This window comes from Pseudidiomarina insulisalsae (assembly GCF_003987065.1).
Classification (GTDB): domain Bacteria; phylum Pseudomonadota; class Gammaproteobacteria; order Enterobacterales; family Alteromonadaceae; genus Pseudidiomarina; species Pseudidiomarina insulisalsae.
This window is the reverse complement of the sequence record NZ_PIPY01000005.1, coordinates 12541-28156: the sequence shown is the minus strand read 5'-3', so window position 1 is coordinate 28156 and position 15616 is coordinate 12541. Positions and strand designations below refer to the sequence as shown.

The window sequence follows — 15616 nt, the reverse complement described above, 5'->3', positions numbered from 1 at the left end:
AAAAACAGAACTTCGGTTGCAAATACGAATAATTCGCATTAAGATCCGTCGAAATTCAATTTCGGGGGCTATTCAACCATGAAAAATAACAACTTAAACTCACCCATGAAGCTGGCGGCATTGCTAACCACCTCAGTTTTACTCACCGCTTGCGGTGGCGGCAGCGATAACAACGAACCTGAGCTTGAGGCTATCCAAGCGCAGCTCAACGAGGACACGAGTTGGCAGCAAACCATCAACTTCAGCGGCACGCCCATTGTCATCACCGCGCCACAAAACGGCGAAGTAAGTGTCGGCGCCGCACTCGTCACCTACACACCAGATCAAGACTACAACGGCACTGATTCAGTCCTCATCGAAGCCGGCAATACGCGCTATTCCATCAGCTTCAACGTAGCCCCGGTCAATGACGCGCCGCAGCTACAACAATCAACCATTGAAGTGGCCGCCGACAACCTGATTGAAGGTCAAATCAACGCCACCGACGTCGACGGCGACAGCCTTACCTTCACACTCGCGAACGCTCCCGAAAGCGGCACGCTACAGTTACAAAGCGACGGCACGTTCACACTGGCCATCGACACTTTGACGCTTCCCAACCAGTCGTTCGCAGTCGATATCAGCGACGGTCAGGCGACCACCACAGCGACCGTCACGCTAAAGCCGGCCTATAGCACCAACGAAGAAAAAGCCGCTTATTATTACCGCTCTGACAAGTCACACTTAAAAGCCGCAGAGCAACGTCTGCAGCAAATTGATGACGACATTGTCAGCGCCAACGCCTACAGCGCATTGCTACAGGGGTACGCCCGCGCTGGTCTCGACACCGAAGTCGAACGCCTTTTCAACCATCACATTACCGGGCAACAAGCGCGCGCCGTGACCCTGAAAGATCTCGGCGATGCCTACGCGGAAGCCAATGAACCTGACCTCGCCAGCGCCGCCCGTCTCGACGCATTAAAAGAATACGCGCAGTTTATTGCCGATAACGGTCTGGAAAACATTTCCTCCACCGACGCCCTCTTCCTATTGACCTTGTTGAACCGCCAGATCGACGCCGGTGACGAGGCCGGCGCTGAACAGACCATTCAGCAACTGAACGTCTACACCAGCACCATCGGTGGCGCGCAAAACGAATACTCAACTGCCTACGGACGCTTGGTCACCGCCTATCGCAATCAGGTGAGAGGCGCCATTGAACACTATCAGCAGCAACGTACACCAGAAAATCGCACCCGAGCCATCACTGCCATCGACCGCTTCACGACTATTGTGGCCAACACCGGTTATCAACTTCTGACCCGTGGCGACTACGCCGGCGAACGCGCCTATAAACTCGCGCCGCTCTACAGCGCCATGGCCACCGAATACTACATTCTGGTCGGCGCCACCGAAGCCGCGCGTGCGCAACTGGCCGAAACCATCAGCTACTACGGCGACGTCAGCTACGACGCTAATTACGCTCGCGAAGCCAAAGCTTACGCGCAAGTTAGCCTGGCCGATTACACCTTCCCTTTAGTGGACGCCTCTGCCGCTTTTGCGATTTTATATCCTGAGCTGCCGGTATCAGAAAATGTGCCGTTTCAGCTGATCCCAAGCGACAGTATTTTTTACTCACGCGCCGAAGATGCGGTATCAGGTGCCAGCGCCCTTGCCCTCGTACTGAACGGCGGCAGCGTCAATGACGCCATTTCTCAACTGAAGACCGAGTTCGGCAATGACTTGCGCGACTTGCAGGTACAACTGACCCAGAATACGCCAGCTTCGCCTTACCTGGGGGCCCAATTACTCGCACTCGGCTACACCGATGAGGCCGCACAAGCTTTCACCGAAGGCCTGTCAGTATTGACCTCAAGTGCCTATGCTGCAGAAAACGGTGGCGCGACCTTGTATATGACCGGCACCCGCGGCTGCCTGAAATATGTACAACTGTATCAGTCAATCGACAGCCTTGACGCGACAGCCGCCGCTGCGGCCTGCGAAACCATGGCGACCACCTACTTCAATACCGTTGAAGGCGATGTCTCGCTGAGCGATGTCGTGAATGCTCACTTTGACGCAGTCACTGCATGGCAGGCGCTGGGTGAGAGCAGTCAGGCCCTGAGCCTGCTCGACACGCTGGAGACGACCTTTGCCAGCCTGCCGACAACCTCCGCCGACCAATTTGATTTCACACTTGAGGTCGCGCAAGTGCGGGCCTATAGCGGCGACTACACCGGCGCGCTGAATGCCATCGAGTCGGCACTGAACCAGGCGCAGAACAATGAGAGTCTGACAGCTCCTGAGCGCGCGAATGCGTTATTACAACTAGCGGCAACTTTTAATAGCTTTGACAGCGACTCAGCCATGGTGCTGACCCGCTACTCGGTGTTACAGACCTTACGGCGCAATGCCTATAACCACCCTGAGTATGCCGATTTCATGGCGCGCAGCCGTCTGCTTAACGGTACGCTGGCACGGACGCTGGCTACCACTATGCGCGAATTACCCGAAGTCGACGCGATTGACGAGGCAGCCGACGTGACCCTGGCACTTGCCGCTATTCGTGAGTACTCACTCGCATCAGAGCTACTGAACGAATTGCCCCTTGGTAGCGCCGAGCGTCTGACGTTGACAGCACTTATCAGCGAGCTTCAGGCGCTGCAAGACGACTTCCCGGCAAGTATTGTTGCCTCAGTCGACACCGATCAGGACGGCCTGGCCAACTTCCTTGCGGTCAGCGCAACTGAAGAGCAGCTGGCTGACAATGACATTGCCACCGACAACGATGCAGACAATGACGGAGTAGAAGATGCGAACGACCCAACCCCATTGGGCTAAGCCGCGCATGAGTTTGCTCGCTGTGACAATTGCCGCGCTACTTAGTAGTGCGGCTGTCGTCGCCGCCGAAACTGCGAGCGCGGCTGCCGAGGCAAAGAGCACGGCCGACCCGAGCGAAGCTCAGGGCTCGTCAGCCGTTGAGCCACTCGAGCGCATCATCGTAAAAGGCCACCGCTACGCGCCGGAGAGCCTGACTTTGGCCGGCGAATACAACCTCTCGCGCGACTACCTCGACGGCCTGCCGCAAGGCAACGGTAACATTACCGATATGCTGCTGACGCTGCCGGGCGTACAAAGTTCCGACAGTGCGCTAAGCGCCGATTTACAAGGCGAAATCCGCGCGCAACTGCTGTCGATTTCCGGCGCGCAGCCCTGGCAGACCGGTTTTTACTTTAACGGCGTGAACAATAATTCGCGCCTTGACCCGGCCGCAAGCAGCGCCTCGCCCGCGCAAATCAACGACGTGCAGGGACATCCGCAGGCGACCTTCATCAATCAGTCGCTGGTCGATAACGTTACCGTGTATGACAGCAACGTGCCGGCGCGCTTTGGCGGTTTTGCTGGTGGCGTGGTCGACGTGCAGCCGCGCCAGCGCATGCCGCGCGAGCCGAGTGTTACGTTAAGCTATCGCGGCAGCGAGTCGAGTTGGAACCAGTACCGCGTGATCGACGAGCGCGATTATAACGGTGAAGACGCCGCGCAAACCGATAGCGAGGCCTTTGAGGCGCCGCAGTTCAGCAAACGCACCCTGAGCCTGAGCGCGAGTACGCCCATTGGCGCCGATTACGCGCTGGATCTGGCGCTCAGTCGTACCACCTCGACCATGACCGAGTACTCGCTGCGACAAAACGAACCCACCGCGCGCGAATCTGTCAGCGCGCGTCTTGCGTTAACCAGCTACGCCTGGGGCCTCGACGAAGTGCGCCTGTCCGCCACCCACTCACCTTATGAAGGCGGCTACCTGCTCACCGACGTCAAAGACTCACGCTTCGACATCGAAGGCGGAGGGCAGACCTTGCTCATTTCCGCCCGTCACAAAGAGGGGGCAGCCCTCTTTCGCAGTTCGCTCTCCTACGCGACCTCGCAAAACAGCCGCACCGCACCCAACGTATATCTGCCCTGGTACCGCGCTGCCGGCAAATCGTGGGGGCTGAATGTCGGCGAAGTACCGTTCAGCGTCGAGGGCGGATATGGCGATATCGACAAAGAGCAGCAGACATTGACCTGGCGAGGCTCAGCTAAGTTCGACGCCTGGAGCTGGGGTAACAGCGACCATCAGTTGGAACTCGGTCTGGAAAGCAATTATCTGGAGCTTTCCCGCCGTCGCACCGAAACTGGACTGGTCTACAACGCGCCTTTTCGCGACGCCAACATCGACTGCCGCGGCATGACGCTCGACTGCATCGAGCAAACCTATGCAGTGCCGCTTGATGTACTGGCAGAGCGCCTTGGCGGCAGCATTGACTTCGCCAACCCCGAGCATTTGCAGGCCTATCAGGAAAACCTGCTCACCCGCGGCCAGTTCTTCCAGTACCGCCGCGTGTACCCACTCGAATATATTGACGTGCAACTGCAAGAGTACGCGGCCTACCTGGAACACAATGTCAGCCTCGCAAACTGGGAATTTAATCTGGGACTGCGCGCCGACTATGACGATTTCCTTGGCAATCTGAATCTCGCGCCGCGCCTGCAAGCCGGTGTCGATATTGGCAGCGCGCGCCTGGTCGTTGGTGCCAACCGCTACTACAGCGCCAACGTGTTGACCTACAAAATCCGTGAGCAACAACGCGGCTATATCACCCAATACCGCTCATTGAATAACGGTGTCGTGCAGGACTGGCGCACCTCAGCGCAGGCGCCGCGCTACCGCTACAGCTTCGATAACATCGACACGCCCTACAGCGACGAGGCGACGCTGGCCTGGAAGCAACGCATCGCCGGGGGCGTCTTTAGCATCAAAGCCGTGCAACGCTGGCGGCGTGACCTGCTCACCCGCGCAGACGCCATCGACCGCGACGGCTACACCGAAATCCTGCAGGGCAACGAAGGCGAAGGCTCGCACCAGCGTTTGACACTCTCTTACCAAAGAGACTTCGGCCGCCACGGACTCTGGGCGCATACCAGCTTCACCGAGAATGAGAGCTCAGCAGAATCCTACGACGACAGCGTTGACGCCGTTCCCGAGGATGAAATTGTCTTCCTGCAAACCACAGGTGACGACGGACGCAGCAACTTCCGCTTGCTCAGCTTCGATGATCTGACCCGCCGTCAGGACGACTTCAGCCGACCGCTGACCGCCACGGTATCGCTGCGCAGCGACTGGTTTGACGGTTTTAGCTCAACGCTCATCGCCAACTATGTCGGAACCTACGAAAGCGCTGAAGCGACCGGCGCCCTACGCGAAATATCGCGCGGTGACGAGATCTGTAGCGAGTGTGATATCAACGCCCTGAGCTACGCGGTTTATAAGGTCGTCGAGCGCCCGGCACGCACCTTACTCAATGCCAATTTTGAGTACGAATTGAAGCTGGGCACAGCTCATGACATTAACCTCAGCTTCGAGGTTTCCAACCTGCTCAACTCGCGGACCTACAGCGTCGGCCCTGGCCTGGCGGGCATTGAAACCGGGCGTTCGTTCTGGTTTGGAGTGAGCTATGCGTGGCGTTAAATTCAAGTTGACGCTAATGACCATTCTCTCCCTGCCGCTGCTGTTCCAGCTATTGCTGGTCGGCGGCGCGCTTTTTCTGGGCGATGAGAGCGATGCGCAGCCAAAAACCGACGAGGCGATGCCAGCTCCGCAATCTTCGGTGCCGCCATTGAATGACCGCAATCGCTACGAGCGCTTATGGGCCGATTATCTGCAGCCGTTGCAGCACTGGCCCGAGCTGGCAGAAGGAGCGAGCGAAGATGTGGCGGCGCTGCCTGAGCCGCCGGCGCAAGATCCCGCGCAGGTGCAGCTAGGGAAGCGCCTGTTTCATGACGCCGGACTATCTCTTGACGGCACCGTCAGCTGTGCCAGTTGCCACAAAAGCAGCCACGCCTTTGCCGATGATCAGCGCGTGACACCTGGTGTTCAGGGACGACTTGGCAAACGCAACGCGCAAAGCCTGCTCGACGTGCATTTATGGGAAAAACTGTTCTGGGACGGGCGCGCGGTAAATCTGGTGCAACAGGCGCATATGCCTTTGGAAGATGAGGTGGAGATGGCCTCAAGTCGCGCGCATGCTGTCGCCCACGTTGCTGCGAACTACCCCGGATTTGAAGACGTTCGCTGGCCCCACATTGCCCGTGCACTAGCCGCCTTTCAGCGCACACTGACTTTATATGACCATCCGGATAATCGCTTGGATCAGTTTTTGCGCGCGGTTGATCAGGGCGATTTGGCGACTGCGCAGGCGAGCTTAAGCGATCAGGAATTACATGGTCTCGATCTGTTTCGCACCAAAGCCGGCTGCGTGCGCTGCCACAACGGACCACTACTGTCGGACCAGAAATTTCATGTCACAGGCTTTCATTATTACGGTCGGCGTTTTGAAGATTTAGGGCTTTGGGAAATTGACCAGCGCATCGAAAATCTTGGCGCGTTTCGCACGCCCATGCTGCGTGGCCTGATGCAAAGTCGTCCATGGATGCATAACGGCCTGTTTGATAACTTGCGCGGCATCGTCCGTCAATACGGCCATGGCGGCCCGCGCCCCCGACGCCCCGCCGACCAGCCCTGGGTGCAGCCCTACCCTGAAACCACCGACGAGCTCGTCCCTTTCTCCCTCACCCGCGAAGAAGAAGACGCCCTGCTCGCCTTCCTGCAACTCCTCTAAGCCAGCAGGGGCAGCCCTCCTGCTCGTCCTCCCCTGCGCCAGAGGGGGCAGCCCCTGCTGGCGCAGGGGCAAAAACCTGCGAGCTCTGCCCCGTTACCGGGCAGAGGTCATAGAAGCTGGTTACCCACCATGCCTATTACAAAGCCAATGAGCGCGCCAAGCGGCGGTGTCCAATAGCGACGCATGGTCGAATCAGGCGCAATATCCTGAAAAATAAGATATAAAATACCGCCCGATGCAGCGGCCATAATGACAGCGGTGGTTTGCATCATATCGCCCAGCCAGAAATAGCCGGCAAGCGCCGCAACTGGCCCGATAAAAGAAACAAGAAAGAAACCGCTAAGAAGACGGCGCTCGGTTACTTTGGAATTATCCAACTCACGAAAGGCATTAAAGCCCTCGGGCAGATTTTGCAAACCGATAAATAGCGCCAGCAGCATACCAAAGCGCGGATTCACCGCGAACATAGCCCCCAGACTTAAAGCTTCCGGCACAAAATCGAGCAGCATCGCCAGCAGTTGCGAGGCACGATTGGCTTTTCGCGCCAGCCACTGATCAATAATGCAAAACAACACACCGCCGCTCATAAAAGCCAGGGCCACCGCCCATATTGGCAGGTGGTTACTTGCCTCGGGCAACAACGCATACATTACCGCGGCGAGCAGAATACCGCCACCGCCAGCCACAATGCCATGGATAAACTTCTGCTTTAGAATACTGCCCCCAAAGCCCTCCCATTTCGCCAGCACCGCGCCGACAAAAGCACTAAGGCCTGCAAGCCAGGTCAAAAGCAGCATTTTCATCAGCATAGTCTGTAACCTCCGCTACGCCAGCAGGGGCTGCCCCCTCTTTGCCAGCACGAAAATTTGTGCACCTCTGCCCATACTGGGGCAGAGGTTAAAAAGTTCGTATGTTCAATAGTCTAACAAAGATTTGGCGGGGGCGAGCGGCGCAAGCGGGGGCTGCCCCCTCTGGCGTCGGGGTGAAAAAGAGGGAGGGCTGCCCCTGCTGTGGAAGTGCGGGCTGCGGTGTGTGCTAAGCTAAGGCAAAAAGGAGGCGATACGATGATAACAGAGCAGACGTTACGCGAGCTTGAGGGCGTTGCGCGCAAGGCGGGCGAGGCAATTTTGGAGATTTATGAGGCGCCGGACTTTGGCGCGCGTATTGCCACGGAAACGAAAAGCGACGAAAGTCCGCTGACGCAGGCCGATTTGAAGGCGCATGAAATTATCAAAACAGAGCTGACACAGCTCAGCGAGACCGAACTGGCAGAATTGCCGCAGTTATCAGAAGAGTCGGCCGCAATCGACTGGGACACCCGCAAAAACTGGCAGACCTACTGGCTGATTGACCCGCTGGATGGCACCAAAGAGTTCATTAAGCGCAACGGCGAATTTACCGTAAATATTGCGCTGATACATAACGGCAACCCGGTTGCCGGCGTGGTGTACGCGCCTGCCATTGACACTATGTACAGCGGCGCGAAGCTGCTGGGCGCCTACAAAAACGGCGATCGCATTGAAGCGCGCAAACAGCTGAACGCGACACCGCTTAAAATCGTCGGCTCACGCTCACACCTGTCAGCGGCCACCGAAGACTACCTCAATCAGCTCATTGAGCCCTACGAGCTCATTTCCATGGGCAGCTCACTGAAACTTTGCCTGGTCGCCGAAAGCAAAGCCCACCGCTATCCGCGCCTTGGACCCACCAGCGAATGGGACACCGCCGCAGCGCACGCCATCGTGCTCGCCGCCGGCGGCAGCGTCAGCACGCTCGACGGCACCCCGCTGCAATACAATCAAAAAGAATCCATGCTCAACCCCCACTTTATTGCGCAATAGCCTCAGCCGGCGCTGACCTCGGCCTCCATGGCGATGCGCTCATCCGTCATGGCATCGGTGGCATCAGGCGGCATAATGCGTACGCGCTCGGCAGCAATGCCCGGCGCGGCATCCGCAGCAGCATCAGACGCACCCGTCAACGCGTCGCGCACCGCCTGCGCCCGGGCATTCGCCAGCTCATAAAGGTCAGCATCGGTTACCACCTGCGCAGCAACCACCCGCTCGGCCAGATAGTTGCGGTACGCCAGCGCATCAAAGTTCACCTCTTCGGAATCCTCGCCAACGGGCGAAGTAAAGTCCGCCCGCACCATCTCAAGTTGAATACCCGGATAGTTCGCCAAAAACATCGCCTCCAGCAGCTCCTGATTTGCCGCCAGGGTCAGCCCGGGGTCGGCATCTGCGCGCCCCGCCTCGGCCAGGCGTTGCTGCATGTCCGAAGCGGCCTGCTGGCGTTGCATGACCGGCGCATCGAAGTCGCGCTCATAAGGCCCGGCCAGCTCCAGCACCAGCTGCGGACGCTGCTGCAAGGCCTCGCGTAACTTGGCAATGCGCTGTCGCTGCGGCGCCAGCAATTCGGCACTACCCGCGGCGAATTCAACCTGACTCAACTCCTCAGAGCCCGCGCCGACCAGGTTGGCAAGAAACCGAAACGGCGCGGTCACCACCGAGGTAATCGCCTTACCTATCGCCTGGCGAATCACCGCGCCGATGTCGAACTGCGGATTATTCACATCGCCACTGACCGGCAGCGACAAATCAATCACGCCGTTACTGTCCTGTAGCAGTGCGATAGCAAGGTCAAGCGGCAGATCCATCGCATCACTTGCCGCCATTTTTTCGCCCAGCTTCAAGTCATGCAGCACCAGATTGTTTTCACCGTCTAACTGACTGTCTTCAATGCTGTAATCCAGGTCGACATCCATGGTACCGCCAGCGATTTTGCGCCCGGCAAAATTCACCGTATAGGGCGAATATTCAGGAACCTGAAGGTTACGAAATTTCACCCGCAAGCGCGTGTCACGCGTCGGATGCCAGGCATGAATTGCACCATCAACATTGGCCAGGCCATACTCAGCCACCTCGCCCTGCAATGTCACCTTCGCAGGCTCAGCAGAGCTTGAATTCAAGGTCGAGATCTCGCCGTTCAAGGTATGAATGCGCTCAGAAAACGGCAGCGGCAACGAGTTATCGGCAAAGTGAATAGCGCCGTCGCTGAAATCAATGCGCGCAACCGCCACACTCAGGGGCGGCGCAGTACCTTCACCATTAGCGCCCTCGTCAGAGCCGTCGTCAGCGCTCTGCGAATCCCCAGCCGCAGCCCCAGCCTCAGCGCGACGGTCTGCCACCAACTGGCCAAAGTTCGTAGTCTGGTCCTCGTAAATAACAATGCGCCCGGTCAAACCCTGCACCGTGACAGGGTCTACCTGTAGCTGCTGATCTTTCAGGCTCAGACGTACTTTCTCGGTCGCCACACGTTGCCAGCCAATCAGCGCTTCATCGCGCAAAGCATTTTTCACGCTAAGCCCGTCAACTCCGGCAGCGCCTTCAAACGCCAGCGGCTGCTGCGCATCGCTTAACAGCTGCCCGTTCAGCGAAAGCGTGCCACTTTCAAGACGTACATTAGCAAACTGCCGCACATAAGGCTCCGCCTGCGCCAGCGCTAACGCATTCACATCGGCATTCACATCCAGCGCAACGTTCGGCAGCACCTGCATGCTACCGTCAAAGGTCAGTGTACCGCCGTCTCGCAGCTCGCCGTTAACACGAAGCGGAAAGCGCGCGCCTTCCTGCAAGGTAAAATCCGTGACTGTCAGGCCAAGACTCTGTAGCGCCAAAGACACCTGCGATGCTTCCGCAGATGCACCACCCTCAAGATGATCGGTAAAGCGCACCACGCCGTCATTCACCTGCAACTTATTAACCCGCAGTGCCGGCAGCGCCGCCGGCTCTGAAGCGGGTGCAGTAGTCGTCTGATCACTGCTAACATCGCCAACAAACCGCAACCACCGCGTCTCACCCGAGGCAAAACGCTCTTCGTGCACAACCGGTTGTTCAAGGCGAATAATGGTAAAGGTCCAGGCCTGATTAGTAATGCTCGACCAGGCAAAGTCGACAAATAACTCATCCCAGCCCAGCAGCTCAGAGCCGTCCCGATCAGCAAGCGCAAGCCCGTTCACCTGAATATTCAACGTGAACGGGTTGGTCTGCACCGACTCAATCTGCAACGAGCGGCCAAAGTCTTCCTGCACGGTGCTTTTCGCAAAAGACTGAACGACCCAGGGCAGGCCAAAAAAACCGAATAAGGTATAAAGCACCAGCAGCGCCAGCAGCCAGAACCGCACGCGCCGCGGCGACAGCCACTTCATGCGCAGGTAACAACCCAAACGTTGCATCGAACTCCTGTCCATCGCTCGCCTCCATTTGAAAAAACATTAGCAACAAGTGTAGCCCATTTAATCATTGGTTCCTTCAATTAGTGGGTAAGGCCCTAGCTTAATTGTCTCAGCCAGATTAGAAGGCAATCCAGCGAACGCGCAATCAAGAATGGGCTCTCACGCGGCAAGACGCCGTAAACTCAGAACTGAGCGTAAACCGATAACAAGTAATACCTTTATTCTTGTCAACATTCTGTTAATACATTATTGTTGAATAGTTCTTCAATGAAACAAGAAAAAGGAATAATAATGAAAACGACAGCCCTAAAAACACTATCACTTATTTGCGTCTCATTTGGTTTAATGACAGCGGTTCCGAATTCAGCCTCAGCGCAATCAGCGGAAGAGATTATGAAGCGCGCGAAAGAAATTAAAGAGTTTAAAGATATGCTGAATCATGCTGATGAAACTGTGAGATTAGCAGCATTAGATGCGATGTTGTCGTCAAAAGACTTAGCTATGCGTGAGCTGGCATACAGTGCAGGATTTGCGAGCGTAGATGATACAATGCGTGCAATTGCTTTGAGGAAGAAAATTGCAGAAACCGGCGAGCTTAATATTGAGTTGAGTATTACGGCGGATGATGAAAAACAGTTTAAGTCCTATATATCAAACTTTGGAAAAAATCGTACGCTGAGAGTCCAGAACTACTCTATCAACAATGGTAACTTCAACGCACGTTTCATCAGGTATGAGAATCATCAGTCGGCTGGACAGGGCAGCATTTCTGGCCTTCGCCTCGACGCATCACAAGACAACTGCTACATCAGTACCACTCTCAACGACGAGTCCGTGCTTGAGGGAACTCTTACCTGTCGTGGTTATAAAGACGCAAGCGTCCCCATCAAAATTAACGTCATCTAAAACAGTGTCAATTCGTTCAACGTGAGTTCACTCCCCTCGGACCACGTTGAACGAATCACCAAAGTCATTCGTTTCGCCCCACTGGGGACCAGCGAAATCAGTTTTTCGCTCTCGTTAGGCAACATGGTGCCGCTGTGAAGACTTCGCCAGCCGCGTCTGCCCTCAGATGTGCGCGCAGTTAAAATTTCAAAATCACGGATGCGGGCGGTCCCTTCCTTCACAAGGCTGACAATTTTTACCTCAGAAAACTCAACCAGTTCGTCGCCGAGAAAGAACTCCAGCATAACTGGTGAGGCATCATAAAGAGCCATCCTAAATTCGGTAGTTTTATCATTATCGATGGCAAAACTAGCACGCGTACCAGCAATGGGCTCATGCGACCAAGAGACCAACTGCAGCGGCACCGCCTTTCTCGAACTGCCGAGGTCTACCGAACCAATTTCATCCTTGGCTTGGGCAGCCTCAAACTTTACCACCCCAGCCGAAGCTCCAAAAAATGGCTTCAAAGTTTCAGTTAAACGATCCATTCGTAAAACACGACCTTGCCCGGTAGCCGCATCGACGCTTTGCAACATTCCTACTGGGGTATCCTCGAAAAACACTAAGCTACCACTCATGCCTTGCGCAAAAATCATGTTTTCGTGACTGGGGTCAATAGTCAAATACAGCAAATCGGAGTCAAGCAAATTGGCAGGGGTAACGGTCGAACTGCCATCGCTGTTCACACTCGAAACAGACAGTCGCGAGGCACCACTTACAAGGTTTGGTAATTCTGTGGGTAGCCCGGAGAATGCAATTCCACACTCGCTATTTAATGCGCCAGAACTCACCATGAGGGTCAAATCATAACCAAAGGTCTGTACCGGATAGGCCTCGCCCCGACTACGCAAATCAGTACCGCCAATCAAGTTTCCGAAAAGTTCATCTTTAACTACGTGTTCAGGCGTGACGAGAAAGCACTGATCTAAGCGTTCGACTAGAAATCCTTGGCCAACGTCACCTGCGCTTACATGTACCTGGGTAATTTTGGCATTTGCATTCGCTAAATTGCCTAGCCACAACAGCAATACGAATAAAAGTTTAAATCTCTTCATCGTTAAGGTGTTCCTTCACGTCTTGATTCTTTGCGCGTAATAGCGGAATCAATTCAATAATGTGTTTAATAATTTCCATCAGTAATAACAGAATGGCAAGTAGTGTCGTTATCGACATTAAGACCGGATCATTAATCACACGGCGCCAAACAGAGGATGTAACCGAATATCCCTCACTGCCCAACCGTTCGACTCGCGCCAACTCTGCGATGCCATTGGCAGAGACCTTTAGAACCTTGTCGGCAAGGCGTATATAACCGCGCAGTTTCACCAACTCATTTGCCTCGTGATTTTTATATAACAGCACACGATCGCCAGCGTTCATTTGATAGTCGCCAGCAACGTAGCGCACATCGCTGAACAACTCTTTTTCGATGATGTTGATGGAGCCCGACAAAAGCGTCGTTCGGACACCCGTGGTGACGTCCTCACCAACACCTAACTCGCCGAAAAAGGGAAAGATGACATTCGACGCTAAAGGAACCTTAATCAGTACATCGGAACCCAACGCCTTACTTCGACCAGTTCCTATTATGGTTCCAACAGATGCAGTCTCACTTTGCAAAACAATTGCTAGCTGATTTGCTGCAATATCGATCATAAAACTGGCTGAGGTATCAGCATTTGCACGAAAAATAATTTCCGCCCCCGTCCACTGCTGCTGAGCTTGATCAAACGCCATCAAATCTTGAGTGAGAGTCCCGCTGGGTAACTGCCATTGATTCAACGGGTCATCAATTAAGGTTATAGTCGCGACCTCAGTTTCTGCATTGACTGAGTAAATCGCTTCTCGATCGGCAAAGATAACATAGGTAATCAAAAGAAATAGACAGAATCCGAGGAGCAAAAGGATTCCGTTAATTTTTTTAAAATGGCGCACAAATAAAATGAAAAATAGGCGATTCTGAAGAAAGGAAAAGCGCATCAGATGGCCACTTGAAACTTAATCGGGGGCAGCATACGCGAGCCTTGTCGGCGCAATAAAACCGCACCATTGACCTTAGTCAGATCACTATAGTTCAATCGGCACAAAGTATCGTACCCAGTGCGAATGCCTTCCTCTATCCTGTCGCAGCGAACTGATTTGCCATGCTCGTCATTCTTTAGTTGCACAAACACAGCACTACGCCCTGAGTTAACGAACAACACCACTTCTGTGGCGTCATCAAGGACTATTTGCTCGCCCCGAAAAGACAGCATCAACGTATCTAATTGATCGTCTGTGCACATCCCCGGAAATGCAAGCAACGCAAGTTCATTATCAGAAAAGTCATTCAACTTTGAGATATATTTGGTCGGATAATTAACCTGATACAAGCCGTCATTTGGCTGACCCACAACTTGATATTGGTTTTCTGAGCTATAAGTACCATCGCGTGATCGCACGCGAAGACAAATTGGTTTGGCCTGAAAGGAGCTAGGCACTTGTACTTCAAAGTTGGGTGATGTCTCGGCAGATACAATCTGAATACCAACAAGCACGCGTCCACTCACAGGAACATTGGATGCGTAAACTTCATTAAATTCTGAAGACGATAAGTCGAGTTGCTGTGCGTGGGCCGAAGATAAGTAAACTACTGCGAACATGAAACTAAGCGCAGCGTACAATGATGGACTTTTTTGTTGAATCAATACCTTGAACATATTTCACCCGCAATTTTTGTAGAGATAGCGCTTCCGATCATTATGAATAAAACACAAGCCAATATTTAATCATTTTTGCCTTAATGTTATCTCTTTGTTGTATAACATCTATTGAAGATTAATACCAGCGAACGCTAACTCGCGCTAGAAATACGAGCACCCGACTATTGTCAAACTACCTGAAAAAGGTACTATGCTTACAGTCCCAAACAAAAATAACAAAAATGAAAAACAACTACATAGCGCGTCACTGGCGCGGTGAGCTGCCGCTGGGTACCGCCTTCTGGGTGAACCTGATCCTGGTGAATTTCGTCACAACGCTGATAGGCCGCGTTATGCTGAGCGGCGGCGCGTTTGACGGCACGCCCTGGCAGACCCGCGTCACGCTTATCGGACTGATGACACTCGCGACCCTGGTGTTAGTCATCTGGCAGGTAGTCGGTGTCTGGCGCAGCGCCAATGCCCGCCGTAAGCAAGGCAAGCGCTTCTGGCCTGCCATCACCAAACTAGTACTAATCGTTAACGTTATCGCCCTCATCACTAACCTAGCCATTGTCAGCCAGGTGGCCACTGAGCTCTACCACAGCGCGCAGACGCAGAACTACACGGTGGAAGTCTCGGAAGATGGCACCACCCTCAGCATTCAGGGTGAACTGGGGCTGTCCATTTCCGATCACGTCAGTGCGCTGTTACAAAGCCACCCCAACATCGACGTGTTAAAGCTCGACAGCATTGGCGGCGACATCGACGAGGCGCTGCGTATTATCACCATACTGGATACAGAGCGCACCTCAACGCGCCCACTCACCACCTATGTCAGCAATCTTTGCGCCTCAGCCTGTACGTTCGTGTTTATGCGCGGTGACCGCAGAATAGTGGGCGACAATGCCCTGCTTGGCTTCCATCAGTTTCAACTCTACGTGCAGCAACCTGATGACGAACAGGAGATCATGCGGCTACAGAACAAAATGGCGCACTACTTCTTGCAGCAAGGTGCCGATAAGAGTTTCACCGACGTCATGTATCAGGCCGGTGCCGACGACATGTAGTACCCGCCGCTGTCACTGCTGCTCCAGGCTGGCGTCGTGCATGAAACCATA

At 54.5% G+C, this 15616-nt stretch carries 11 protein-coding genes; 6 read left to right on the top strand and 5 right to left on the bottom strand.

Features of this window, described 5'->3' with window-relative positions; translation table 11 throughout:
- The first annotated feature begins 78 nt into the window (after positions 1–78).
- From CWI71_RS05445 to CWI71_RS05435, 3 genes are read left to right on the top strand one after another with little or no spacing between them, the layout of a single operon-like run.
- Positions 79–2820, top strand: a complete 2742-nt coding sequence (locus CWI71_RS05445) for an Ig-like domain-containing protein (protein ID WP_126754265.1) — start codon at positions 79–81, stop codon at positions 2818–2820.
- On the top strand, positions 2792–5488 hold the full coding sequence (locus CWI71_RS05440) for a TonB-dependent receptor (RefSeq protein WP_126754264.1): 2697 nt from the start codon (positions 2792–2794) through the stop codon (positions 5486–5488). Before CWI71_RS05445 ends, CWI71_RS05440 begins: the two co-directional genes overlap by 29 nt.
- A complete protein-coding gene (locus CWI71_RS05435) occupies positions 5475–6638 on the top strand; it encodes a cytochrome-c peroxidase (protein ID WP_126754263.1) in 1164 nt (387 codons plus the stop codon). The genes CWI71_RS05440 and CWI71_RS05435 overlap by 14 nt, the downstream gene beginning before the upstream one ends.
- Positions 6639–6745: 107 nt before the next feature.
- Here the strand turns inward: CWI71_RS05435 and CWI71_RS05430 are convergent, their stop codons facing one another.
- Positions 6746–7447 carry a ZIP family metal transporter gene (locus tag CWI71_RS05430; protein ID WP_126754262.1) on the bottom strand — a complete coding sequence of 234 codons (702 nt, stop codon included), beginning with the start codon at positions 7445–7447 and terminating at the stop codon, positions 6746–6748.
- 255 nt (positions 7448–7702) lie between these two features.
- Between CWI71_RS05430 and cysQ the strand changes: the two genes are divergently transcribed.
- A complete protein-coding gene (gene cysQ, locus CWI71_RS05425) occupies positions 7703–8479 on the top strand; it encodes a 3'(2'),5'-bisphosphate nucleotidase CysQ (RefSeq protein ID WP_126754261.1) in 777 nt (258 codons plus the stop codon).
- A 2-nt stretch (positions 8480–8481) separates the two neighbouring features.
- Here cysQ and CWI71_RS05420 read toward each other — a convergent pair whose 3' ends face one another.
- Positions 8482–10887, bottom strand: coding sequence for a DUF748 domain-containing protein (locus CWI71_RS05420; RefSeq protein ID WP_126754260.1), 2406 nt, complete (start codon positions 10885–10887; stop codon positions 8482–8484).
- Positions 10888–11163: 276 nt separating this feature from the next.
- Between CWI71_RS05420 and CWI71_RS05415 the strand changes: the two genes are divergently transcribed.
- Positions 11164–11778 carry a hypothetical protein gene (locus CWI71_RS05415; protein ID WP_126754259.1) on the top strand — a complete coding sequence of 205 codons (615 nt, stop codon included), beginning with the start codon at positions 11164–11166 and terminating at the stop codon, positions 11776–11778.
- Here CWI71_RS05415 and CWI71_RS05410 read toward each other — a convergent pair.
- From CWI71_RS05410 to CWI71_RS05400, 3 genes are read right to left on the bottom strand one after another with little or no spacing between them, the layout of a single operon-like run.
- Positions 11775–12872, bottom strand: a complete 1098-nt coding sequence (locus CWI71_RS05410) for a hypothetical protein (RefSeq protein WP_126754258.1) — start codon at positions 12870–12872, stop codon at positions 11775–11777. The two genes, CWI71_RS05415 and CWI71_RS05410, sit on opposite strands and share 4 nt — an antisense overlap.
- Positions 12859–13797 (bottom strand): hypothetical protein, encoded by a 939-nt coding sequence (locus CWI71_RS05405; RefSeq protein WP_126754257.1) that lies wholly within the window; start codon positions 13795–13797, stop codon positions 12859–12861. Before CWI71_RS05405 ends, CWI71_RS05410 begins: the two co-directional genes overlap by 14 nt.
- Complete coding sequence (locus CWI71_RS05400) at positions 13797–14516, bottom strand: hypothetical protein (RefSeq protein WP_126754256.1); 720 nt, start codon at positions 14514–14516, stop codon at positions 13797–13799. The genes CWI71_RS05405 and CWI71_RS05400 overlap by 1 nt, the downstream gene beginning before the upstream one ends.
- Positions 14517–14740: 224 nt before the next feature.
- Between CWI71_RS05400 and CWI71_RS05395 the strand changes: the two genes are divergently transcribed.
- Positions 14741–15565: a Clp protease/crotonase-like domain-containing protein gene (locus tag CWI71_RS05395; RefSeq protein ID WP_126754255.1), complete on the top strand. Its 825-nt coding sequence runs from the start codon at positions 14741–14743 to the stop codon at positions 15563–15565.
- Positions 15566–15616: the final 51 nt, after the last annotated feature.

Bases quoted from the DNA above. Each gene is read 5' to 3' on its own strand.
- CWI71_RS05445 (WP_126754265.1), top strand. From the start codon at position 79: ATGAAAAATAACAACTTAAACTCACCCATGAAGCTGGCGGCATTGCTA.
- CWI71_RS05440 (WP_126754264.1), top strand. From the start codon at position 2,792: ATGCGAACGACCCAACCCCATTGGGCTAAGCCGCGCATGAGTTTGCTC.
- CWI71_RS05435 (WP_126754263.1), top strand. From the start codon at position 5,475: ATGCGTGGCGTTAAATTCAAGTTGACGCTAATGACCATTCTCTCCCTG.
- CWI71_RS05430 (WP_126754262.1), bottom strand. From the start codon at position 7,447: ATGCTGATGAAAATGCTGCTTTTGACCTGGCTTGCAGGCCTTAGTGCT.
- cysQ (WP_126754261.1), top strand. From the start codon at position 7,703: ATGATAACAGAGCAGACGTTACGCGAGCTTGAGGGCGTTGCGCGCAAG.
- CWI71_RS05420 (WP_126754260.1), bottom strand. From the start codon at position 10,887: ATGGACAGGAGTTCGATGCAACGTTTGGGTTGTTACCTGCGCATGAAG.
- CWI71_RS05415 (WP_126754259.1), top strand. From the start codon at position 11,164: ATGAAAACGACAGCCCTAAAAACACTATCACTTATTTGCGTCTCATTT.
- CWI71_RS05410 (WP_126754258.1), bottom strand. From the start codon at position 12,872: ATGAAGAGATTTAAACTTTTATTCGTATTGCTGTTGTGGCTAGGCAAT.
- CWI71_RS05405 (WP_126754257.1), bottom strand. From the start codon at position 13,797: ATGCGCTTTTCCTTTCTTCAGAATCGCCTATTTTTCATTTTATTTGTG.
- CWI71_RS05400 (WP_126754256.1), bottom strand. From the start codon at position 14,516: ATGTTCAAGGTATTGATTCAACAAAAAAGTCCATCATTGTACGCTGCG.
- CWI71_RS05395 (WP_126754255.1), top strand. From the start codon at position 14,741: ATGAAAAACAACTACATAGCGCGTCACTGGCGCGGTGAGCTGCCGCTG.